Origin of the sequence: Candidatus Arthromitus sp. SFB-mouse-Japan (assembly GCF_000270205.1) — a bacterium.
Classification (GTDB): domain Bacteria; phylum Bacillota; class Clostridia; order Clostridiales; family Clostridiaceae; genus Dwaynesavagella.
The window spans coordinates 799,136-822,702 of the sequence record NC_015913.1 but is presented as its reverse complement, the minus strand read 5'-3'; the positions used below and the strand labels follow the sequence as shown (position 1 = coordinate 822,702).

Sequence of the window (23,567 nt, the reverse complement as noted above, 5' to 3'; positions counted from 1 at the left end):
ATTTGTTTATTGGATTTGATTCATCAAGGTTTTATAATGGGAATCCTACTGAGCGTCTGCTCTGCTTAAATTTAGCCGCTGAGTTTATACAAACGTCTAAAAAAACAGAAATGGGATTTATGGATTTGTCTAGAAAAATGAAAGCAGCTTATGAGATATGCTATCCATCAGGGCATCTTACAGACAAAGAAACAAATAAAGCACAGTTTTATTTAGCAATACATTCAATAATTTATAAGCAAACTAAAGGTAATGCTCCAGATGCTGAAGTTATGAATAAGGTTGTTGAAAAAAATGGTGTATGATGCCATTACATCTACTGGAGTTGAAGATATAGTTAATAAAGGAACGGATGAGCTATTTGATGAAGGTTTTCAAAAACAAGTAGAAGAAATCGATATGCCTATTTCAAAATTTAATGCTTTAATAAAATTACTTCGTAAGGCAATAAATAAATATGGTGAGAATAACAAGGTAAAAGCAATTGAATTTTCCGAGCGTTTAAAGAAAGTAGTTGAATTATATAATAATCGTGATTCTCAAGTTTTTGTAAGTGAAGTTGTATCTGACTTTATTAACAACTTATCTGATGAACTATTAGAGATATTAAAGGATCTTCAGGAAGATAAATTATCTTTTGAGAAGATGGGTATTAGCTATGAAGAAAAAGCTTTCTATGACATATTGATAAAGGTTAGGGATGATAATAATTTTGTCTATGAGGATGATAAATGCTTGGTTTTAGCTAAAGCCATTAAAGAATTAGTAGACGACAAATCACAATACGCAGATTGGGCAAGTCGTGACGATATAAAAAATCAGCTTAATATGGATTTAACAGTTCTATTATATAACCATGGTTATCCTCCAGAATGGGATGAAGAGATATTTGAGAAAGTAATGGAACAAGCTGAAAACTTTAAGAAAAACACACTAGACGATAGTAATATAGTCTCCTTTGATAAAAAAATCAAATCATATAATTCTATTAACTATTTTTCAAGAGACAATGTACAAGACCATAATTTAAAAGTATCAGAAACAAATATTGATGAGAATTAGATAAATGAATTAGGATATTGTCACAAACATAAAACAGAAGTATTATTAGATATATTAGATTATAAATAATAAGCCTTTACGTTATAAAAGAGGTGGTTAGTTGAACTTAGTAAATATTAAGAAAGATGAATATGGAGACCAGTTTAATGATCATATATTGGAACAATGGAAAACCTGTGCTGAAATGGCTAATTGCAATAGTGAACGCAGAATAAATAGCAACAACATTTATATTGCCATAAATGCAGCAATAATTGCATTAACTTCATTTTCATTTTCATTAGATTATAAAAGTATTGTTATGTCTATAGTAGGAATTATAGTTAGTATATTATGGCAAAGCACAATTAAAAGTTATAAAGAATTAAATAGAGTAAAGTATAGGATAATAAATGAAATAGAAAAAATGCTACCTATATCACCACATGAGTATGAATGGAAGCTAATAAATGAGGAAGATAAATATAAGCGTTTTACATATTTAGAAACTTTTCTGCCTTGGATTTTTATTTTTTTGTATTCATCCTGCATTCTTGCTCAGCTTAAATATTTGATTTGTTCACTTAAAGGATAGTTTTATATATTATAATATAATCTAGGAGGTATAAAATGTATAACATATTTATTAGTCATTCATGGACATACCATCATCAGTATGATGGATTAGTAAAATTACTCGATGCTGCACCGTACTTCTCTTACAGAAATTATTCTGTCCCTAAAGATGACCCTATCCACAATGCTCCAACAAATGTAGCTTTAAAAGAAGCAATTAGAAGGCAGATGTCCTCAACTAGTTGTGTTTTAATACTGGCTGGTGTTTATTCTACATATAGTAAGTGGATAAATATTGAGATTGAGCTTGCAAAAGAGTTAGGTAAAAGAATAATTGCAATAGAACCATGGGGTTCAGAAAGAACCTCAATTGTAGTTAAAAATGCGGCTGATAAAATTGTAGGTTGGAATACCAATTCAATAGTTAACGCAATAAGAGGTTACTAAAAATAAACCACACTAAAGATTTTATTCTCTAGTGTGGTCTTTCCTTTGCGCCGCTTGAAGCCGTCACTTAAGTTTTTATTCAATCCCTATGTGAAAGCTCCTAATTAACTCTCCTTTAATTTTTACTATTATAAACTTTTAATCCTTCTTTTAAAATATTAAGTGCTTTCTCTAAATCTTCAACTGATATACAATAGGATAACCTTATTTGAGATTTTCCAAGTTCTCTATCAATATAAAATCCTTCAGCAGGTGCGAACATAACTGTTTCATTATCTATACTAAAATCAGTTAAGAGCCATTTACAAAAATCCTCAGCATCATCAACAGGTAAGGAGGCTATTAAATAAAATGCTCCTTCAGGTTTATATATTTTAACTCCTTCTATCTTTTCTAGAATTCTGCAAACCTCATTCCTTCTTTCTTGATATAAATCCCTAACACTTTCTATATAGGACATAGGAATTTTCAATAAAGATAAGGCTGTATATTGTTCAACGGATGATGTACTAAGGCGTGATTGACAAAGTTTAACAATTTCTTCTCTTAAATTTTTATTTTTAGTTGCTATCATTCCAACCCTTGAACCGCAAACACTATATCTTTTGGATAAGCTATCTACTAACACTAGATTTTCTCTTATCTTTTCAATAGAAAATATGGATTCATATTTTATTCCATCATACACAAGCTCACGATAAACCTCATCAGATATAATATATAGTTCTTTTTCATAAGCTACATCTGCAATCATTTGGAGTTCATTTATTGAATAAACAACTCCAGTAGGGTTTGATGGATTTGAATATAAAATTGCCCTTGTTTTTGCTGTAACTCCTAGTTCTATAGATTCCTTATTTTTAATGTGAAAACCATCATCTATTGAAGTTTTAAATGGTACTAATTTTACTCCACAAGAACTTGCGATTGTGTTATAGTTACTGTAATATGGTTCAGGAACAAGTATTTCATCTCCCTCATCACACATAATAAGAAATGAAAATAATAAAGCCTCACTACCACCATTTGTTATATAAATTTCTTCGGGAGAATAGTATATGTTATTTTTCTTAAGAAAATCTGAGAATGCCGATCTTAACTCATCAATTCCTTCAGATGACTCATAACCTAAAACTTTTTTATCATAACTTTTAAGTCCTTCGAAATATTCTTTAGGAGTAGCAACATCAGGCTGTCCTATGTTCATATGATAAACCTTTAATCCTTTTTGTTTAGCTTCTTTTGCAAATGGTGTTAATTTTCTAATAGCTGATATTTTTGTATTTTTTATTCTGTTTGAAATTAACAAATAATCACATCCTAACTTATTTAGTAAACAATTTAAAAATTATTAAAATATTTCATTATGTATTATATCAATATTTTAGAATTAAATAATGATTTTATCAATTTTTTAATAGTTAACCTAAATAAATAATAAAAAAACAGTATAACATTCTGTATAAGAATAATTATACTGTATTCATTCAGATATTTGCTGTTTTGAAGTTAAAACTAAATTTAGTCTATAAACATTTAAGTCTAAATACTAAACCACTAGGAGCAGGCTTCCTAGGAAAATCACCATTAGGATCACTAATACCTTTCAAATTTACACCTACATTATCATTAGTAGATATTTGGCTTTTTAATTTACCTAAATTACTACCCCCACCACTATTTGTGTTAAATTTAAAACCCGGTAACCAATTAGTCACTTTAATTGAACTGAATTTTAATGCCTGAGATGTTTGTTTCCCAAGTCCTAAAAATATAATAGATAATGACAATGCTGCAACTGATTTGTAGATAATTGAAGGTTTATTTCTATTCATTATTATTAACTCCTACATATAAAACTTATGAATTAATTATAATATATTATTAACAAAGAATTCAAATTTATTATAGAAGAGTTAATATAGTAAAATCCATATTTTTTATCATATCTCTTTATTTTTCAATATTTTAATAGATATTAATACAGAAATAATAAGTGTTATAATTGTAAAAATTATGAACGACGACATAAATAAGGTAGGTGAATTATCAATAAATGAAAATAAATTAATTATATTGGTAGAAACTTTTATAATTAAAAAAAACGTTATGAGGAATCCAACAAGAGGAATATACATAAATATTTTGCCTTTAATAAACCCGAATTTATAATATCCAGGTAATTGAAAAGAGAGATAAAAAATAAAGAGTATTATTCCTATAAAAGTAGACAATATAAATTCAAACACACTAACAAATTCCCCTAAAATCATTAATATAATAGATTGAGAAATTAAAGAAAATATTAATGAAATTAAACCTATTATAATGGAAGAAGTATATCTTCCAATAACTTCTTCACTCTTTTGGATTGGCAAAATACTATAAAGTCGTTCCATAGAATTCTTTTCTATAATGGAAAAAGTATATAGAGTTATTGTTGTAGGTACAAAAAACATTGCAAATGAAATTCCTGCTATCAAAGAACGATTAATAGCAGCAAAAATAATAGGTATTAACATTCTTAAATATATTGATTTCATATATGGTTTTATTATATAAAAGTCCAATTTTGTTAATTTCCAAATATTACTCATACCTTTCACCTCTATTACTAGTAAATATAATAATATCATTAATAGTTGCTGGTTCAATATTTAAATGTGCAAAGTAATTTGAATCCTCAGTTTTAATAAGAGCTTCAAATCCAGTAGCAAAATTTCTGATATTAATCATTTTTTTACTTAAATATTCAGATAATTCTTCACATCCTCCTTTGACTATCTGAAACATATCTACGAATTCATCTTTATTTCCACTAAAAAATAATTCTCCATAATTGATATAAGTAATATAATCAGCAACATGTTCTAAATCCTCAGTAATATGTGTAGAGAATAAAACACTGTGTTCACCATCTTCGATATATTCCAATAAAATATCAAGAAGTTCATCTCTTGAAACAGGATCAAGACCACTAGTGGGCTCATCTAATATCAATAATTTTGCGTCATATGAAAAAGCACATGCAAGCATAAGTTTCATTTGCATACCTTTCGATAATTCTTTTACTTTCTTAGAAGGCAAAATATGAAACTGCTTTAGTATTTTTGAAAATTTTTGCGTATCCCAATTTTTATAAAATGATGATATAGATTTTTCAATTTGTGAAACTTTCCATTCATCATTAAAATAATTAGAGTCAAAAACAACTCCTAAATTTTTCTTTGCTTCCTTTTCATCGATGATATTATCAAACCCTAAAATTTTCACTTCACCATCCGTACGTTTTATCATATTTAATATAAGTTTTATTGTAGTTGTTTTCCCAGATCCATTCGGTCCAATCAATCCCATAATATATCCTTTGGGAAGTGTAAAGGTAATATCATGTAATTGGAAACTTTTAAAAGACTTTGATAGATTTATTACCTCTAGATAATTATCCATTTATTTTTCCTCCATTAAAATATTTAAAAGGTTATGTAATTCTTCTTTAGAAATGTTCGCAACACGTGCCGTATTTATTGCTTCCAATAAATTGTTTTCTATTTTACAAATAAGTTGTTCCCTTAAAAGTTCAGAACCTTGCCCTAAGACAAAACAACCTCGTCCTTGGATATTCTTTACGAAACCTTCTTGTTCCAATTCCGTATACGCTCTAGTTACAGTCAAAACACTAATTTTTAATTCTTTAGAAAGCGTGCGTAGTGAAGGAAGTGTTTCATCTTTTTTCAAATCACCAGACATTATAGCTGATTTAATTTGTTGTTTAATTTGCTCATATATTGGTACTCCCGATATATTTGAAATAATGAGTTTCACAATCACCCTCCCAACTGACTATACTGTTATATTATTAATGATAACAGTATAACACATAGAACAGTTATATATCAATCTTTTTCTCATAGACCATAAAATAGACAAAAAAAGTGCCTCTTTTCCTATATAGGAATAAAGAGACACTATATATTTATTTATTTCATTTTTTAAATCCAAAATTGTTATATCTATCCCTAGTAATTCTCGGTACTTTTCGTGGATCCCTGCTGCTATCTGGGTATCTTACAGGACTTCTAGCAAATCCATCTCTTTGCAATCCAAATTTATTTGAAGTGCTTGGATCTTTTATAGGTGTCCTACCTAGTGAAGTTCTTTGAAGTGGTGATGGTTTTCTAGAACTACTAGATTTAGCTGTAACATCTGGAAAATTAGCAGGTAATTTTATTGAAATTGGTTTTATTGCATGAACCATTTGATATGTACTACTTAAAAAAATGATAGACGATGATAGCGTTACAATAGAGTCAATTACAAATTTATTTTTATTCATTTTAAAACTCCATATATAAAAATTATGAGCACATAATAACATAATATTAATAATTGGTAAATTATTTTTTAACTATTTATTCATAATTTTTAAAATATCTTTAAAACTATTTAAAAAATTTCTTATAAATGGTAAAGTATTAATGAAAGGTAAACGAAAGTTTAATAAATTCAAATTTTTTAATAAAATTTGTAAATTTTCAAGAGGTGAAACAATTGAAAAAAGTTATAAGAATTCTATCTTTATTTTTATGTTTGTGCTTTTTTATGGTCCCTATTAAGGCAAGCTCCCACACTCACAGTGGATATTCTCACGATTCGAGTGTAAATTTAAACAAATCAAACTGGATGTCTGGGTTATCAGATAATCTAACAATGAATGAGTTATCTATACCAGGAACTCATGATTCAATGGCATATGGAAATCATACTGACTTTACTTTAACTCAAAGTATGGATCTTGAAACTCAATTAAAGTCTGGAATACGATTTATTGATTTATCAGTTAAAAATAATGGAGAATTAAATCTTGGTATACATAAAGATATGGTATATTTAGGATATAGTCTAAATGATGTAATTAAAACTATTTCTGAATTTCTCAACAGACATCAAGAAGAAGTGGTACTAGTTAAAATTTCTGAATATGGGGATAAAACAGGAAATTTTGCATCAGAAGTTCAGAGGACTCTTGAAAAATCAGGTTATAGTCAATATATATTTGATGGTTCCAATACAAACAATCCTACTCTAGGAGAAGCAAGAGGACAAATAATTATTTTATCTGACTATTCTGGTAAAAGGTGGAAAACTATACCTTATAGCCAAAATGCAAGAATACAGGATAGCAATTATCTTTCGACTAATTGGGATTTATATTCAAAATGGGAAAAGGTTAAAAAACATTTAACAGATACAAATAACTCTCATAGTAAAAGTACTAGATATATAAATTATTTGAATGGTCATGGTGGAGTTTTACCTTATTTTGTTGCAAGTGGTCATTCTAGTTCTGGAACTGGAGATAGCAGGCTGTTAACTGGACTTACTGAACCAGGATTTAAATCATATTATCCAGATTTCCCAAGAGTTAGTAGATTTGGTATCTTTTCTTCAATTGCCTTTGAAGGAACAAATGTTTTAACACTTAACTATATTGTAGAAAAAGACGTAAGATTTACTGGAATTGTTGTTTCAGACTTTCCAGGAGCAGGACTTATAGAAGAAATTATAGATCTCAACTATAAAACAAACAGTTCATCTAATAATACAAGTGGAAGTGGAAATAATTCTGGATCAAGTTCAAGTACAACTAATAAAGATGGATGGGGATTTACATTCATGAATTCTTAAAAAATAAAAAGGAGCAATAAATTTGCTCCTTTTTATTTACCCAGTAATCTCTAATAACTTCTTATAGTTATATTCTTTTGTCGCATTCTGGATAAAAAATAAATCTATAAAAAATGCTAGTCCCAAAAACCAAAATGTTAATAGCTTTAAAATTCCTATTCCTATACTCCCAATAGTAAATCTATCTATACCAAATATTCCAAAAGCAATTGAAAACATAAAAGTCGTTATTGGATCTTTAAAATCTAAAGATAGCAAACTATTAAGTCCATTCTTATCCATCCTCATTAGTTTTTCTCTGATTAAATCCATCTTTGATGCAGGTAAAAATCTTTTATTAGTTAATAAAAACAAATTTATAAATGATTCATCTTTAATTGTATCTTCTGTTTTTATGTTTGTCTGATCCATAATTCATCCTCCATTAATATTAAACAATGATACATTATATCATACTTTATTAGAAATTATTCAGCTTTTTATGTTATAATTAGTACGAATTCTTATAAAAAGAAAGGAGAGTAGGGTTAATATTGAATTTTTTGCAAACTAACAAAAAAGACAAACTGTATTTCATTGAAACATGGGGATGTCAGATGAATGAAGAAGACTCTGAAAAATTATCTGGGATGCTCATCTCTATGGGATACTCATCGTGCGAAAATCGAAACGATGCTGACATAATAATATTTAATACTTGCTGTGTCCGTGAGAATGCAGAACTTAAAGTTCATGGAAACTTGGGACAACTTAAGGGATTAAAGAAATCTAAAAAAGATTTAATAATAGCTGTATGCGGTTGTATGATGCAACAAAAAGGTATACCACAAGAAATATCTAAAAAATATCCTTTTGTAGACATAATATTTGGAACACATAACCTACATAAATTCCCTGAGTATTTAAATCGTGTTTTAATGAACGATGAAAGAATACTCGAGATTGAGGCTGGCTCTGATGAAATTATAGAAGGACTGACAATAGACAGAAAAAGCTCTTTAAAAGCTTTCGTTACTATAATGTATGGTTGCGATAATTTCTGTACTTATTGTATTGTTCCTCAAGTTCGTGGACGTGAAAAATCTAGGAAATCTGAAGATATAATAAATGAAATCAGAGAACTTGCTAAAGATGGATATAAGGAAATAACTCTTTTAGGTCAGAATGTTAACTCTTATGGAAAAGGATTAGAAGAAGATATTGATTTTCCTAAACTTTTAAAGAAAGTAAATGAGGTTGATGGTATAGAGAGAATTAGATATATGACATCACATCCTAAAGATTTTTCTGATGATTTAATTGAAGTTATGAAAAATTGTGATAAGGTTTGCAGTCAATTGCATCTTCCTGTTCAAAGTGGTTCAAATAGAATATTAAGAGTTATGAATAGGCATTATAAAAAAGAAGAATATCTAGATAAAATCAAAAAAATTAAAAGCCTAATTCCTGATCTTGCTATAACAACAGATATAATTGTTGGTTTTCCTGGAGAAACTGAAGAAGATTTTGAAGAAACATTAGATCTTGTTCGTGAGGTTAGATACGATTCAGCATTCATGTTTCTATATTCAAATAGGAAGTTCACAGGTGCTGACATGATGCCTAATCAAATTCCTGATGAAGTTAAACATAAAAGGTTTAATAGGCTTGTTGAAACAGTTAATCAAATTTGTGCTGAAATAAATAAAACTTATGAAGGTAAAATTGTTAAGGTTCTTGTTGAAGGAAATTCTAAAAATGATGAAACTAAACTTTCTGGAAGAACTGATAATGGTAAACTTGTAAACTTTATTGGTGATAAAAATTCTATAGGAAAGATTGTGGATGTTAAAATTACAAATCCTAAATCATTTTCATTAGAAGGAGAACAAATTTAAATCTTAATGGTAGTTGTTTTATAACAACTACCAAATATTGATGTAAAACTATTTTTGGAAGAAGTCAATGAAAAAACTAACAAAAATAAAGAGTTAAATATCGATAGGAGAAATTCATTATGATAACACCAATGATGAACCAATATTTACAAATTAAAGATAAATACAAAGATTGTATAGTATTTTTTAGACTGGGTGATTTTTACGAAATGTTCTTTGAAGATGCTAAAATTGCATCAAAAGAACTAGAACTAGTTTTGACTGGACGTGAATGTGGACTTGAAGAAAAAGCACCTATGTGTGGCATTCCTTATGTTGCATCATCTAATTATATAAATAAACTTATAAACAAAGGATTTAAAGTTGCTATTTGTGAGCAGGTAGAAGATTCTAGCTCATCTAAAGGCATCGTAAATCGTGATGTTGTTAAAATAATAACTCCTGGTACATATTTTGATGAAAATTCAAGTGAAAGTTATATTAATGTATTTCTCGGAAGTATTTTTTACGACGCAGACAATGAGGTTTTTGGTGTAACTTTTGGAGATATAACTACTGGTGAAGTATATAGTACATCATTGGACGATATTTCTCTTCTAGTTGATGAACTAATGAAATTTTCTCCAAAAGAACTTATTGTTAATGAAGATTTTAATTTTGATGAGTTTTTCTCACCATTTCAAAATGAATTCCTAATAACTAAAAGAGAAAATATATTCTTTATCAAGTCAAAGCTTCCAAAAAGCATTGACAAAATCAAGAAATCAGATAATCATCAATTTAATTCAATTGGTGGATTTTATAACTACGTGTATGAAACTCAAAGGATGAGTTTATCAAATATAAAACAAGTTGAGTTCTACAATATTCATGACTATCTTCTTATTGATAAAAATACTAAGAAGAATTTAGAACTTATAACAAACACTTATGATAATTCTAAAAAATCAAGTTTATTTTGGGTTTTAAATAAAACAAATACATCTATGGGTTCAAGACTTTTGAAACAATGGATCGAAAAACCTTTGCTTAAAATTGGGAAAATAATAAGAAGACAAAATTGCATAGAGGAATTAATTGAAAAATACGAACTCCATGCAAATTTAAAAAGATTATTGTGTGAAATAACAGATATAGATAGAATAATATCTAAAATTTCCTCATTAACGGTTAATCCAAAAGAGTTGCTCGCATTAAAAAAATGTCTTAAACTTCTTCCAGATATCAAAAGAGTTTTAATACAATTTAATTCATCATTATTTAGAGATATTTATAACCATTTTGATGTTCTTGATGATATCTATGATCTTATAGAAGAGTCAATATCAGATAATGCAAGTATAACTATAAAAGATGGTTCAATTATAAAAGAAAACTATAACCTAGAAATCGATGAACTTAAAAACATAAAGTTTAATTCTAAGGAATGTCTTTTAAATATTGAAAACAGCGAAAAAGAAAAGACTGGCATAAGATCATTGAAAATAGGATATAACAGAGTTTTTGGATATTACATAGAAGTAAGCAAATCTAATTATGATTCGGTTCCAAAAGATCGTTATATAAGAAAACAAACCTTATCTAACTCTGAAAGATATATAACAGAGGAACTTAAAAATCTTGAAGAAAAGATTATATCTGCTGAAGAAAAATTGAATGAGTTGGAATATAAAGTATTTGTGGATGTCAGAGATAAAATAGAGAAGAATGTTATCAGAATGAAAGATGTATCAAGATATCTTGCAACGATCGATTGTTTATTTTCACTCGCAGTAGTTGCGATAGAAAATAAATATACTAAACCTAAGATAACCGAAGACGGAGTAATTGATATAACTGATGCACGTCATCCAGTTGTTGAAAAACTCTTAAATAAATTTAACTACGTTCCTAATGATGTGTATCTCAATAATTTTGAAGAACAATTACATATTATCACCGGTCCAAACATGGCAGGTAAATCAACATTCATGAGGCAAATTGCTTTAATTGTAATTATGACTCAAATAGGGAGTTTTGTCCCTGCAAAAAATGCCCAAATATCCATATGCGATAAAATTTTTACAAGAATAGGAGCATCAGACGATCTATCTACTGGAAGGAGTACGTTTATGGTTGAAATGAAGGAAGTTGCTCACATAATGGACAACTTCACACAGAATAGTTTGATAATACTTGATGAAGTTGGAAGAGGTACAAGTACATATGATGGTTTAAGTATTGCTTATGCGATAATAGAATATTTAACATCTATTAGCAAGGTTAGACCGAAAACATTATTTGCAACTCATTATCATGAGCTTACACAAATTGAAGAAGTTATACCTAATGTAAAAAATTATAGTGTATCTGCAAAAAAAATTGGTGATAATCTAATATTTTCAAGAAAAGTATCAAAAGGAGCTGTTGACGATTCATATGGAATTGAAGTTGCAAAACTTGCAGGAATAAATCAATCTATTATAGATGTAGCTAAGAACGTACTTAAAACTCTAGAAAAACAAATAGAATGTAAAGACATCATAGAATGCCAAAACTTACAAGAAGAAATAATTGTTGAAGAAATTGATGAAACACAAGAATTCATTAAAAAAATTAAATCCATAGATATCTTAAATATAACTCCAATGGATGCACTTACTAAATTAAATGAACTAGTTGAAAATAGTAAAAGATTATAAAAAATATGAGGATAATTGAAAAACTTCATAAATGATAAATAAAAAAGAGATGTAATATGAGTAGAGTAAATATTTTAGATAGTTCCATTACAAATAAAATTGCAGCAGGTGAAGTTGTTGAAAAACCTGCTGCAATAGTTAAAGAATTAGTTGAAAATAGCATTGATGCCAAATCTAAAAATATCATAGTTAAAATTACTAGTGGAGGAAAAAATTCTATAGAAATTATAGATGATGGAGAAGGTATTCATAGAGATGATATTGAAAAAATATTTCTTCCGCATGCCACAAGTAAAATATCATCAGAAGAAGATTTATTTAATATAAACTCATTTGGATTTAGAGGGGAAGCACTTCCAAGTATTGCATCAGTTTCTAGAGTATCATTGAAATCTAGAAGTGAAGAGTTTGATTACGGGATGAGCATCAGTTTAGAAGGTGGAACAATTATTAATAAAGAAGAATGTTCATGCAATATTGGTACGGAAATAATAGTCAAAGATATTTTTTTTAACACTCCTGCAAGACTTAAATTTTTAAAGAGTGAAAGTCGTGAAACTGCAATAATCCGTGATGTTATGACTAAACTTGCTATATCAAATTATGAAATAGGTTTTGAATACATATCAAATGGAAAATTAATTTTTAAAACAAATGGCATGAGTTTAAGGGATGCAATAATTGATATATTTGGTTTTAATATACTAAATAATTTATTTTTTGTAGAAAATAAATGTGAAAAAGTGCATATTTTTGGATATCTTGGAGATATTAACTTCTGTAAGAGTTCAAGAAACAATCAATATCTATTTGTAAATAATAGGATAGTTAAAAATAGAAATTTGATTTTATCTATTGAGAATGCTTACAGAGATTATTTGACAGTAAATAAATATCCATTCTTTATTACATTTTTAAATATTGATCCAAAAGATATAGATGTTAATATACATCCAACTAAAGCTGAAATCAAATTTGAAGATGAAAGAATGATATATAGCTTTTTATATAAAACATATGCAAATGAATTAAACGATTGTTTATCAAATTCAACTTTAGTAAAGAAAAATGATATAACCGGCATTATTACTTCAAATGATAAATTGTTAAGTTTATCTAAAAAGAATGTATCACCGTTTTCAAAAGAAGAGTTACAAAGATTAATGGATAAACGAGATAAATTAGATAGTTACAATACTAATAACAAGATAGAAACATTACCTTACGACCTAGTAAATAACGAAGAATTTGATAAAAATCATTTTGAAGAACTTAATGAAAATTTAAAGTTTGAAATCTTGAATAATACTCAGACTTCAGATTTTAGAATAATAGGACAATACAATAAGACTTACATAATAGGTGAGTGGTATGATAATTTTTACATAATTGATCAACATGTCGCTCATGAAAAAATTTTATTTGAAGAATTTATAAATAAGATTAAAAATGGAAATATCCTAAAACAAGTAATAATTCCTTCTATAGTACATTTAAATGAATTGTCGTATTCTACATATCAAAATAACAAACATTATTTTGATAATTGCGGTTTTACAATAGAAACATTTGGAGATAACTCAATAATAATTAGGGAAGTTCCATTTGAATTTAGAGATTGTGATGCTAAATCTTTAATTTTAGATATAATCCAAAACATTGATAATTTTGGATCAGGAACTCTTGCCGAAGTTAAATATGATTTGATTGCAACAAAGGCATGCAAAAATGCAATTAAAGCAAACTGTATACTTAACGATCAGGAAATAAAAATTTTAATATCAAAACTTATGAAATTAGAGAATCCATTTACTTGTCCACATGGAAGACCAATAATAATAAAATTCTCATTAAATGAAATTGAAAGAATGTTTAAAAGGACTTAAATATGAAAGAAAAAATTTTGATATTATCAGGTCCAACTGGAGTTGGTAAGACTAGCTTATCAATTAAGCTAGCAAAAAAATTAAATGGAGAGATAATTTCTGCTGACTCAATGCAGATATATAAATATATGGATATTGGTTCTGCAAAAATATCAAATAGTGAAATGGATGGAGTACCACATCATTTAATCGATATTTGCGAGCCTGATGAAATTTTTAATGTATCGTTATACTCAATACTTGCAAAAAGTGCAATTAAAAATATAGTAAGCAGAGGTAATTTACCTATTATTGTTGGTGGAACAGGTTTATATATTCGATCAATTATTTATGATCAAAACTTTTGTGAAGCAGGTGAAGATAAAGAATATAGACAATATTTATACACTTTAGCAAATAAAAATGGAAACAAATATTTACATAATTTTTTGAAGGATGTTGATTTAGAAAGCTACAATAAAATACATTACAATAACGTAAAAAGAGTTGTAAGAGCATTAGAAGTATATCATATAACAAATAAACCATTCAGCTCATTCAAACAAAAAAATATCCCAATCTTTGATTACAAATATTACACTTTAACATTAAACAAAGATGATTTATATAAAAATATCAATATTAGAGTTTATAATATGATTAAAAATGGTCTTTTAAATGAGGTAACGCATTTGAAAGAACTCGGATACACTAAAGATCTTCAATCAATGCAAGGAATTGGATATAAAGAAATTTTAGATTATTTAGATAATACTACAAATTATGAGGATGCAATTGAAAAAATAAAACAATCTTCAAGGAATTATGCGAAACGTCAAATGACTTGGTTTAGAAAAGAAGAGGGTAATATATTTATTTCCAAAGATGAAATGAATGAAAATGAAATTTTAGAATTTATAATTAATGATTTTAACGGGAGTTAATACTTAAAATTTATGAGCAATTTTATTAAAACTTTATTTGGAGATTATATTGAAAATTTATATAATGAAAGTTGCAACGATATAAAATGTATATTTGAGAACTTAAACCAAGTAAAATTACAAAATGAATATAAAGTCTTAAAAGCATTTAAAGATAATAAAATATCTGACTCACACTTTAAAACAACAACTGGATATGCATATACAGACTTAGGAAGAGATGGTATTGAAAATTTATATAAAGATATTTTTGGAACACAAAGTGCTCTAGTCAGACTTCAATTTGTTAATGGAACTCACGCAATTGGTTGTGCTCTTCTTGGGAATTTATCTAAAGGGGATATTTTATTTTCAATAACAGGTCAACCATACGATACAATAAAAAATATAATTGGATTAAATAATGTAAATGAACAAAAAGGTAGTTTAAAAGATCTTGGGGTGTCTTATCTTGAATGTAATTTAAAAGATGATGGTAATTTTGATATAGAAAATATCATAGAAATCCTTAACAAAAATCGAAATATAAAAATAATTTACATTCAAAGATCAAGAGGATATTCTCTTAGAAAATCACTTCTACCTAACGACATAAAAGATATAGTAAAAATTATAAAAAGCGTAGATAAAAATTTATGTGTTTTTGTTGATAATTGCTACGGTGAATTTACTGATATAATTGAGCCTACAAATATTGGTGTGGATTTAATGGCTGGTTCTTTAATTAAAAATATTGGTGGAGGATTAACTCCAACTGGAGGATATATAGTAGGGAATACTGATTTGATCAAAAATGCTGCGTATAGATTAACAGTTCCTGGTATAGGAGGAGAGTGTGGAGCGAGTCTTACAGACTTAAGACAGGTATTTCAAGGATTATTTATTGCTCCACATATTGTTGTAGAAGCTATGAAAACAGCCATATTTACTGCAAGAATTTTTGAGAAACTTGGTTATGATGTATATCCAAAATATGATGTAAAACGTGGTGATATAATTCAAGCAATCAAACTCAATACATCTGACGAACTAATAAATTTTTGCAAAGAAATTCAAAAAAATTCACCAGTGGATTCTTTCTTAGAATGTGAACCTTGGGATATGCCAGGATACAATGATCAAGTAATAATGGCAGCAGGCACATTTATATCTGGATCATCAATTGAATTATCATGTGATGCTCCAATAAGAGAACCATATGTAGCATACTTACAAGGATCGTTAACTTTTGAGCATGGGCAATTAGCTATCTTAAATAGCATAAAAAAACTAACCCAAAAATAAATAGGGTTAGTTTTTTATATTATAAATTCAAAGGGTTAGAATTAAAAGCATTCTTAATTCCTTCATCATCAACATGTGTATATATCTGAGTTGTAGAAATATTTTCATGACCTAAAACTTTCTGAAGAGTTCTTATATCAATCTTCCCATGCTTAAACATAAGAGTGGCTGAAGTGTGCCTTAACTTATGAGGTGTAATCTTCTTATTAATATTTGAATTCCTCACATGTTTCTTAACCATTTCTTCTATAGCTCTATTACTTATTCTTCTTCCGACAGAACTTATAAATAAAGCATTCTCACAACCTTCTTTAATTTTATATTCATTACGATCTTTTAAATAATTTTTTATTGAATTTATAACCATTTCATTTAAATAAATAACTCTTTCTTTATTTCCTTTACCTATAATAGATAAGGAATTATTTCTCCAATCTATATCTCCAAGATTAATAGAAACAAGTTCTGATAATCTTAATGCGCAATTCAAAAATATAGAAATTATACAATAATCACGAGAATAAAATCGTCGACTCTTTATATTACTTAAAATATTTTTAGACTCATCGAGATCCAAATAAATAGGATTACGTTTAGGTATTTTGGGAGTTTCTAATTCAGAGGCGATATTTTTATCAATAACCTTAATTTTATCTGTAAGATAATTATAAAACGTTCTCAAAGAAGAAATTTTTCGAGCACGTGCATTATGTCCATTTAAACGCTCTTTATCAAGATATCTTATATAAGCATACATATCACTTATTGAAATTTTTTTAAGGCTCTCTAAATCCATTTCATGATGCGAAATTTTCAAATTCAATCTTTTTTTTATTATAAAGTTAAAAAATCCAGATAAATCTATTCGATATTCTTTTATAGTTTTCTCAGAGGCTCCTTTAATACCTGACAAATAATCTAAAAAATCAGATATTATTATTGAACATTTTTTATATTCCATAGTTACTCATCCTTTTTAAATCAAAATATATCATAATACATTGTTATATTAGATTATCAAAAACTTCGCAAAATATAAATTTTGCGAAGTTAATTTTATAAAATCAATCTTATCAAATAATCTATTTGCTTATCATTACCTAATTCAAAAATATGCATACTAAATTTTTTAAACCATAGTTTTTCATAAAATTTTATTGCATCTATATTATATGTTCCCATACGCCCAAGCAAATATATCTTAATTTGTTTTTTAACCCAATTTTTATAGCATTATATATTAATTTTCCACCTATTTTCCTTCCCTTATATTATTGCAACACATATATTCTTTGAACCTCTAAAGTATTATCATAATTTTTTTCTGTTTGAGCTTTGTCAAAATTTAATTTCATATACGCAACTATTTTTTCACCACTTTATACTATATAAAACCTCGAATAACTATTATTTATTTCGCTTTTTATTTGATCATATGAAAAGTTTTCTTTTAAATAATTTTCTATATTATCCTTTGTATTATCATTAGAAAATGTTTCACAAAATGTCTTTTCAGCTATAAACTTCACTTTATATATATCATCTATACTACATTCTTTAATAAAAAACTCTTCCACACTTTCACCACTTATCTTTTTTATAATAATAAGAAAGTAAAAAGGATTTTTGTAAAAATCCTTTTTACTTTATATTTATACCGAATATAAAATTGGATTAATCTTCTAATGTTTCAATTAATTTAGCTAATTCATTAGCAGCCTCAACTTCATCTTTACCTGAAGTTATAATAGTTACTTCTGTATCCTTAGTTGCTCCTAAAGATAAAATTCCAATAAGGCTTTTAGCATTAACTTTTTTTCCATTGGCTTCAACACTTACATCACAAGCAAATGAAGATGCCTTTTTAACTAATAATGTTGCTGGTCTAGCATGCAAACCAGTATTATTTGAAATTTTAACTTTAATTGATTCCATTCTTTTTATTCTCCTTTTATAAATTTTTAAAATTTAAGATAGGCAAAAGCAAGAGTCAATATAACTCTTGCAAAGCTTTTACTAATTCAAATTAATTCACTTATCTAGGTTGAACTATTAATTTAATAGCAGTTCTCTCTTCCCCATCAATTTGTATATCTGTAAAAGCAGGTATACAAACTATATCTTTACCACTAGGTGCTATAAAACCTCTAGCTATAGCTACAGACTTAATAGCCTGATTTATAGCACCAGCTCCAATTGCTTGAATTTCCACTAAAGACTTTTCCTTCAAAATTGCCGCTAATGCACCTGCCACTGAATTTGGATTTGATTTTGTAGAAACTTTTAACACTTCCATATTTAGTCCCCCTATTATTAATCTAAAAAAACTACATCACATATAAAAATCCATTAAAATATATAATAAACTATTCTAACCAAAGAATAGAACATTATCAAATCTAATTTATAACACCAAAACACTTTTTATTTCGCAAATTCAATTGCTCGCGTCTCCCTTATAACATTTATTTTAATTTGTCCAGGAAACTCTAATTCTCTTTCTATCCTCTTAACTATATCTCTAGCCATACAATTAGCACTCAAATCATCGATAATATCTGGTTTAACTATTATCCTTATTTCTCTTCCAGCTTGAATAACATAAGACTTCTCCACACCTTCATATGAATTAGCTATAGATTCCAACTGATTCAACCTCTTTATATACGCATGTAAGGTTTCTCTCCTTGCTCCAGGACGCGCTGCTGATATAGCATCAGATGCCTGCACTAATATAGATTCTAATCTAGTCATAGGTATATCTTCATGGTGAGCTCCAATAGCTTCAGCAACAGCATCACTCTCATTATAACGTTTAGCAAATTCATATCCAATTACAGCATGAGGTCCTTCTATCTCATGATCTAAAGCTTTACCTATATCATGAAGCAACCCCGCTCTTTTTGCAATATTAGCATCTAAACCAAGCTCTAAAGCCATAGTTCCAGCTAAATATGCAACTTCTATAGAATGTTTAAGTACATTCTGCCCATAACTAGTTCTAAATTTTAATTTTCCTAGCAACTTAACTATCTCCGTATGTACTCCATTAATACCCGTCTCAAATAATGCTTGCTCACCCGTCTCTTTTATTTCATTTTCTATATCTCTTTTTGCCCTTTCAACCATTTCTTCAATTTTAGTAGGATGAATCCTTCCATCTAACACTAATCTTTCCAAAGCTATTTTTGCAATCTCTCTTCTAACAGGGTCAAAGCTCGATAAAACTACAGCTTCTGGAGTATCATCTATAATCAAATCGACACCCGTCAACATTTCCAAAGTTCTTATATTCCTACCTTCTCTTCCTATGATCCTCCCTTTCATTTCATCATTAGGTAAAGCGACCACATGAACAGTAGACTCAGAAACATGATCAGCAGCATATCTTTGAATAGCTCCTGTTATTATTTCCTTAGCTTTATTTTCACTTTCTTCCTTCAATTTTGTTTCAAATTCTTTTATTAAAACTGCTGATTCATAAGTTATTTCTTTCTTGATTTCATTAAGTAAAAAAGTTTTAGCTTCTTCCGAACTCATATTTGAAATTATTTCCAACTCTTGTCTTTTCTGGCTATCAATTTCTTTTATATTTTCCTCAAGTTTATCAACTTCTGATGCACGTAAACTTAATTCTCTCTCTTTTTTATCTAACATATCGCTCTTTTTATCTAGGGTTTCTTCTCTTTGCAACAATCTTCTTTCTAATCTTTGTATTTCAGTTCTTCTTTCCCTAGATTCTTTTTCGACTTCCATTCTTAATCTATGTGCATCTTCTTTAGCTTCAAGCAATAACTCTTTCTTCAATGCTTCAGCTTCTTTTTTAGTATTTTCAAACAAAATCTTTCTTTCTTCTTCTTCTTTCTCAATCTTAAGTATAGAAGCATCATAACGTTCCTTTAAACGTTTTTTCATTAAAATTATCATAACCACCATGAATACAACCAAAATAGTATTCACAGCAGGTAAAATTATATTTAAAATATTATTATTTATCATTTTATAACACCCCCTTGCTCTCAAAATAAATTTATTAAAAGCGTGTTGGTGCCATATTTTATTCTTACTGAAAACACTTAAAACTTTTAGTAACCAGTATCATAAATAATTTTATATTAATTTTTATTTAATGTCAATTATAACTAAATCTATTAACACAAATAAATAATAAGCTTTTTAAACCGTTATATTATCATTATTTGTATTCATTTCTAAACAGTTAACATCATCTTTTGTTTCTTTCGATGTCCCACTTTTTTCAATGTTGTATTTTTCTAAAATCAACCTCTCTATTTCTTGCAGTATAGATTTGTTTTCTAGTAAAAACTGTTTCGCATTTTCCCTTCCTTGTCCTAACTTTTCATTTTTATATGAAAACCATGATCCACTTTTTTGAATTATATTTTCCTTAACTGCAAGATCTAAAAGACTTCCTTCTTTAGATATACCTCTATTGTATATAATATCAAACTCCGAAATCCTAAAAGGTGGTGCTACTTTATTTTTCATTATTTTAACTCTTGTTCTATTACCAACAATTTCATCACCTTGTTTTATAGAATCAATCCTTCTAACATCTAATCTGACAGAAGCATAAAATTTTAATGCCCTTCCTCCTGGAGTAGTTTCTGGATTACCAAACATTACACCAACCTTTTCTCTCAATTGATTTATAAATATTGCCACACATTTAGATTTATTTATATGACCTGCAAGTTTTCTTAGTGCTTGAGACATAAGTCTAGCTTGAAGTCCAACATGTGAATCTCCCATTTCCCCCTCTATCTCAGCTCTAGGAACAAGTGCAGCGACAGAATCAATAACAATAACATCAATAGCCCCTGATCTTACTAATGCCTCTGCAATTTCAAGTGCTTGCTCACCATTATCCGGTTGAGAAATTATTAAATTCTCCGTATCTACTCCTAAGTTTTTTGCATATGACGGATCCAACGCATGTTCAGCATCGATGAATGCTGCAGCTCCTCCTTTTTTTTGAGCTTCTGCAATTACATGTAAAGCAACTGTGGTTTTCCCTGAAGACTCTGGTCCATAAACTTCAATAATTCTTCCTTTAGGTAAACCACCTATCCCTAATGCAATATCTAAATCTAAGCAACCTGTAGATACACTTTCAATATTTAATGCACTTTGTTCACCAAGTTTCATTATCGAACCTTTACCATACTGTTTTTCAATTTGACTCATAGCCATTTCAATAGCTTTCATTTTATCTAAATCAAAAGACATTTTTATAAACTCTCCTTTAATACTTTAATATTTTTCCTAACGTAATCCCAACCGGATAAAACAGTTAGAATCACGCACAAGTAAAATGCGGCATCTGCAATTACTTGTATTACACTTATAAAAAATGAATTACTAACAAAATTGATAAGATATAATTCTATTAAAAGGAATATTATAGCCAAAATTTGAAAAACAGTTTTAAGTTTACCATAAATATTAGCAGCTACAACTTCTCCACTCTTAGTTGCTAATATAAGTCTTATTCCTGTAATAATAAATTCTCTGGAAATTACAACTATAACTAGTATAGATTCAACTATACCAAGATCTACAAAAGAAACAAATGCTGCTAACACTAATAACTTATCTGCCAGAGGATCCATAAACTTGCCGAAATCCGTGATCAATTTATATTTTCTCGCAATATATCCATCTAATTGATCAGTAATAGATGCTATTATAAAAACAGTTAATGCTCCAAGAACACCTATTTTAGAATTTAAATTTAGTAATATTAAAAAAACAGGTATCAATAACACCCTAAATATAGTTAATTTATTGGGTAAATTCATTAAATAACCTCTCCTATAAAGTCATATTCCATACAAGAAACGATTTTAACATTAACAAATTCTCCCATATTGAGATTATGACTAGATTTTATATAAATTATACCATCAATTCCAGGACTTTGAAAATTTAATCGTCCAATATAATAATCATTGTTCTTAGAATCAATAATAGCTTCAAAAATCCTTCCTATTTTTTTCTCAAGAAGTTCCTTCGAATTATTTTGTTGAATACTCATAATTCTATTACGCCTTTTAATCTTAATGTTCTCATCAACTTGATCATCGAACGTAGCAGCAGCCGTATTCTCTTCTTGCGAATATGTAAATACACCAATATTATCTATATTTTTTTGTTCTATAAACTCCTCAAGCATTTTAAAATCCTCATCAGTTTCACCAGGAAATCCTACTATCAAAGAAGTTCTTATAGTAATATCAGGAACATCTCTTAAATTTTTTATAAGTTTATAAATCTTATCTTTTCTTGTATGTCTTGCCATCCTTATCAAAATTTTATCACTAACATGTTGTAACGGAATATCAATATACTTGCAAAGCTTAGGATTTGTCTTTAATTCTTCTATTAAATCAATATCTATATCCTCTGGATAAGCATAATGAAGTCTTATCCATTTAATACCATCTATGTTAGATAATTCACGAATAAGTTGTATAAGTTTCTTTTCCCCATACAAATCAATACCATACTTAGTTATATCTTGAGCTATTAATATAAGCTCTTTAATTCCCTGTTCAGCAAGAAACTTTCCCTCATTTACTAAACTTTCAATATTTCTACTTACATGACGTCCTCTAATCTTCGGAATTATACAAAATGTACAATTATTATTACATCCCTCGGATATTTTGAGATAGGCATAATGCTTAGGGGTTGTTAAAATTCTATTTGATTCAAATATTATATTTTCTTTATTTTCATTATCAATAATTCTTTTACCAGTTTTTATAAAATCTTCTATGTATTTAAGAATGTTATCATAATTCATAACTCCTAGGAGTATGTCTATCTCTGGAATTTCTTCAAATAACTCCTTACCATACCTTTTTGATAAACATCCAGTAACCACTAATACTTTTAAATTTTTAGATTTATACTTAACAGCCTCAAGTATAGTATCTATAGACTCCTGTTTTGCAGACTCAATAAATGAACATGTATTTATTATTAAAATATCTGCCGCTTCTTCATTTAATGTAATTTCAAATTTATCAACTAAAGTTCCTAAAAACATTTCTGTATCAATAGTATTTTTATCACATCCAAGACTTATAACACCTAATTTTAAATTTTTCAATTCTACTTCCTCACTCATAAAAAATA

26 protein-coding genes are annotated in these 23,567 nt (G+C 27.9%); 10 read left to right on the top strand and 16 right to left on the bottom strand.

Features of this window, described 5'->3' with window-relative positions; translation table 11 throughout:
- The first annotated feature begins 2 nt into the window (after window positions 1–2).
- From SFBM_RS08175 to SFBM_RS03990, 4 genes are all read left to right on the top strand, one after another.
- Window positions 3–305: a type I restriction enzyme endonuclease domain-containing protein gene (locus tag SFBM_RS08175; RefSeq protein ID WP_050979186.1), complete on the top strand. Its 303-nt coding sequence runs from the start codon at window positions 3–5 to the stop codon at window positions 303–305.
- Entirely contained in the window at window positions 295–1,062 is a 768-nt protein-coding gene (locus tag SFBM_RS08170; protein WP_050979185.1) for a type I restriction enzyme endonuclease domain-containing protein, read from the top strand. The genes SFBM_RS08175 and SFBM_RS08170 overlap by 11 nt, the downstream gene beginning before the upstream one ends.
- A gap of 100 nt (window positions 1,063–1,162) precedes the next feature.
- A complete protein-coding gene (locus SFBM_RS03995) occupies window positions 1,163–1,636 on the top strand; it encodes a RipA family octameric membrane protein (RefSeq protein WP_014017932.1) in 474 nt (157 codons plus the stop codon).
- A 35-nt stretch (window positions 1,637–1,671) separates the two neighbouring features.
- Window positions 1,672–2,064 carry a TIR domain-containing protein gene (locus SFBM_RS03990; protein WP_014017931.1) on the top strand — a complete coding sequence of 131 codons (393 nt, stop codon included), beginning with the start codon at window positions 1,672–1,674 and terminating at the stop codon, window positions 2,062–2,064.
- Window positions 2,065–2,179: 115 nt separating this feature from the next.
- Here SFBM_RS03990 and SFBM_RS03985 read toward each other — a convergent pair whose 3' ends face one another.
- From SFBM_RS03985 to SFBM_RS03960, 6 genes are all read right to left on the bottom strand, one after another.
- Window positions 2,180–3,373 carry a pyridoxal phosphate-dependent aminotransferase gene (locus SFBM_RS03985; protein WP_005806252.1) on the bottom strand — a complete coding sequence of 398 codons (1,194 nt, stop codon included), beginning with the start codon at window positions 3,371–3,373 and terminating at the stop codon, window positions 2,180–2,182.
- A 217-nt stretch (window positions 3,374–3,590) separates the two neighbouring features.
- Window positions 3,591–3,899, bottom strand: coding sequence for a hypothetical protein (locus SFBM_RS03980; protein ID WP_014017930.1), 309 nt, complete (start codon window positions 3,897–3,899; stop codon window positions 3,591–3,593).
- A gap of 108 nt (window positions 3,900–4,007) precedes the next feature.
- Window positions 4,008–4,661: an ABC-2 transporter permease gene (locus tag SFBM_RS03975; RefSeq protein ID WP_014017929.1), complete on the bottom strand. Its 654-nt coding sequence runs from the start codon at window positions 4,659–4,661 to the stop codon at window positions 4,008–4,010.
- Window positions 4,654–5,514 (bottom strand): ABC transporter ATP-binding protein, encoded by an 861-nt coding sequence (locus SFBM_RS03970; protein ID WP_014017928.1) that lies wholly within the window; start codon window positions 5,512–5,514, stop codon window positions 4,654–4,656. Before SFBM_RS03970 ends, SFBM_RS03975 begins: the two co-directional genes overlap by 8 nt.
- Entirely contained in the window at window positions 5,515–5,889 is a 375-nt protein-coding gene (locus SFBM_RS03965; protein ID WP_014017927.1) for a GntR family transcriptional regulator, read from the bottom strand.
- Window positions 5,890–6,049: 160 nt separating this feature from the next.
- Complete coding sequence (locus tag SFBM_RS03960) at window positions 6,050–6,400, bottom strand: hypothetical protein (protein ID WP_007440034.1); 351 nt, start codon at window positions 6,398–6,400, stop codon at window positions 6,050–6,052.
- A 206-nt stretch (window positions 6,401–6,606) separates the two neighbouring features.
- Here SFBM_RS03960 and SFBM_RS03955 point away from each other — a divergent pair, with 206 nt between their 5' ends.
- Window positions 6,607–7,752: a phosphatidylinositol-specific phospholipase C domain-containing protein gene (locus SFBM_RS03955; RefSeq protein WP_242821617.1), complete on the top strand. Its 1,146-nt coding sequence runs from the start codon at window positions 6,607–6,609 to the stop codon at window positions 7,750–7,752.
- A gap of 36 nt (window positions 7,753–7,788) precedes the next feature.
- Here SFBM_RS03955 and SFBM_RS03950 read toward each other — a convergent pair whose 3' ends face one another.
- Window positions 7,789–8,163, bottom strand: coding sequence for a TM2 domain-containing protein (locus tag SFBM_RS03950; protein WP_014017925.1), 375 nt, complete (start codon window positions 8,161–8,163; stop codon window positions 7,789–7,791).
- Window positions 8,164–8,348: 185 nt separating this feature from the next.
- Between SFBM_RS03950 and miaB the strand changes: the two genes are divergently transcribed.
- The 5 genes from miaB (at window position 8,349) to SFBM_RS03925 (ending at window position 16,403) form a co-directional block, all read left to right on the top strand.
- Window positions 8,349–9,629 carry a tRNA (N6-isopentenyl adenosine(37)-C2)-methylthiotransferase MiaB gene (miaB, locus tag SFBM_RS03945; protein ID WP_014518722.1) on the top strand — a complete coding sequence of 427 codons (1,281 nt, stop codon included), beginning with the start codon at window positions 8,349–8,351 and terminating at the stop codon, window positions 9,627–9,629.
- Window positions 9,630–9,748: 119 nt separating this feature from the next.
- On the top strand, window positions 9,749–12,310 hold the full coding sequence (gene mutS, locus SFBM_RS03940) for a DNA mismatch repair protein MutS (protein ID WP_005806266.1): 2,562 nt from the start codon (window positions 9,749–9,751) through the stop codon (window positions 12,308–12,310).
- 56 nt (window positions 12,311–12,366) lie between these two features.
- Window positions 12,367–14,196, top strand: a complete 1,830-nt coding sequence (gene mutL / locus SFBM_RS03935) for a DNA mismatch repair endonuclease MutL (RefSeq protein ID WP_014017924.1) — start codon at window positions 12,367–12,369, stop codon at window positions 14,194–14,196.
- A 2-nt stretch (window positions 14,197–14,198) separates the two neighbouring features.
- Entirely contained in the window at window positions 14,199–15,119 is a 921-nt protein-coding gene (gene miaA, locus SFBM_RS03930) for a tRNA (adenosine(37)-N6)-dimethylallyltransferase MiaA (protein WP_005806270.1), read from the top strand.
- A gap of 12 nt (window positions 15,120–15,131) precedes the next feature.
- Window positions 15,132–16,403 (top strand): aminotransferase class I/II-fold pyridoxal phosphate-dependent enzyme, encoded by a 1,272-nt coding sequence (locus tag SFBM_RS03925; RefSeq protein WP_005806272.1) that lies wholly within the window; start codon window positions 15,132–15,134, stop codon window positions 16,401–16,403.
- A 19-nt stretch (window positions 16,404–16,422) separates the two neighbouring features.
- On the opposite strand, the gene SFBM_RS03920 is transcribed toward SFBM_RS03925, so the two are convergent.
- From SFBM_RS03920 to rimO, 9 genes are all read right to left on the bottom strand, one after another.
- On the bottom strand, window positions 16,423–17,364 hold the full coding sequence (locus SFBM_RS03920) for a tyrosine recombinase XerC (protein WP_005806273.1): 942 nt from the start codon (window positions 17,362–17,364) through the stop codon (window positions 16,423–16,425).
- Between the two features lie 95 nt (window positions 17,365–17,459).
- Window positions 17,460–17,585: a hypothetical protein gene (locus SFBM_RS08235; protein ID WP_005806275.1), complete on the bottom strand. Its 126-nt coding sequence runs from the start codon at window positions 17,583–17,585 to the stop codon at window positions 17,460–17,462.
- Window positions 17,586–17,782: 197 nt separating this feature from the next.
- The gene (locus tag SFBM_RS03915) at window positions 17,783–17,980 is read right to left on the bottom strand and encodes a hypothetical protein (RefSeq protein ID WP_005806277.1); all 198 of its coding nucleotides are present in this window, start codon (window positions 17,978–17,980) and stop codon (window positions 17,783–17,785) included.
- Window positions 17,981–18,077: 97 nt separating this feature from the next.
- Window positions 18,078–18,338 carry an HPr family phosphocarrier protein gene (locus tag SFBM_RS03910; RefSeq protein ID WP_005806279.1) on the bottom strand — a complete coding sequence of 87 codons (261 nt, stop codon included), beginning with the start codon at window positions 18,336–18,338 and terminating at the stop codon, window positions 18,078–18,080.
- 100 nt (window positions 18,339–18,438) lie between these two features.
- Window positions 18,439–18,699, bottom strand: coding sequence for a stage V sporulation protein S (locus tag SFBM_RS03905; RefSeq protein WP_007440222.1), 261 nt, complete (start codon window positions 18,697–18,699; stop codon window positions 18,439–18,441).
- Between the two features lie 128 nt (window positions 18,700–18,827).
- Window positions 18,828–20,402, bottom strand: a complete 1,575-nt coding sequence (rny, locus tag SFBM_RS03900; RefSeq protein WP_014017923.1) for a ribonuclease Y — start codon at window positions 20,400–20,402, stop codon at window positions 18,828–18,830.
- A gap of 177 nt (window positions 20,403–20,579) precedes the next feature.
- Window positions 20,580–21,653, bottom strand: a complete 1,074-nt coding sequence (gene recA / locus SFBM_RS03895) for a recombinase RecA (protein ID WP_005806285.1) — start codon at window positions 21,651–21,653, stop codon at window positions 20,580–20,582.
- A gap of 2 nt (window positions 21,654–21,655) precedes the next feature.
- Window positions 21,656–22,225, bottom strand: coding sequence for a CDP-diacylglycerol--glycerol-3-phosphate 3-phosphatidyltransferase (pgsA, locus tag SFBM_RS03890; RefSeq protein WP_014017922.1), 570 nt, complete (start codon window positions 22,223–22,225; stop codon window positions 21,656–21,658).
- Complete coding sequence (gene rimO, locus SFBM_RS03885) at window positions 22,225–23,541, bottom strand: 30S ribosomal protein S12 methylthiotransferase RimO (RefSeq protein ID WP_007442286.1); 1,317 nt, start codon at window positions 23,539–23,541, stop codon at window positions 22,225–22,227. Before rimO ends, pgsA begins: the two co-directional genes overlap by 1 nt.
- Window positions 23,542–23,567 lie beyond the last annotated feature (26 nt).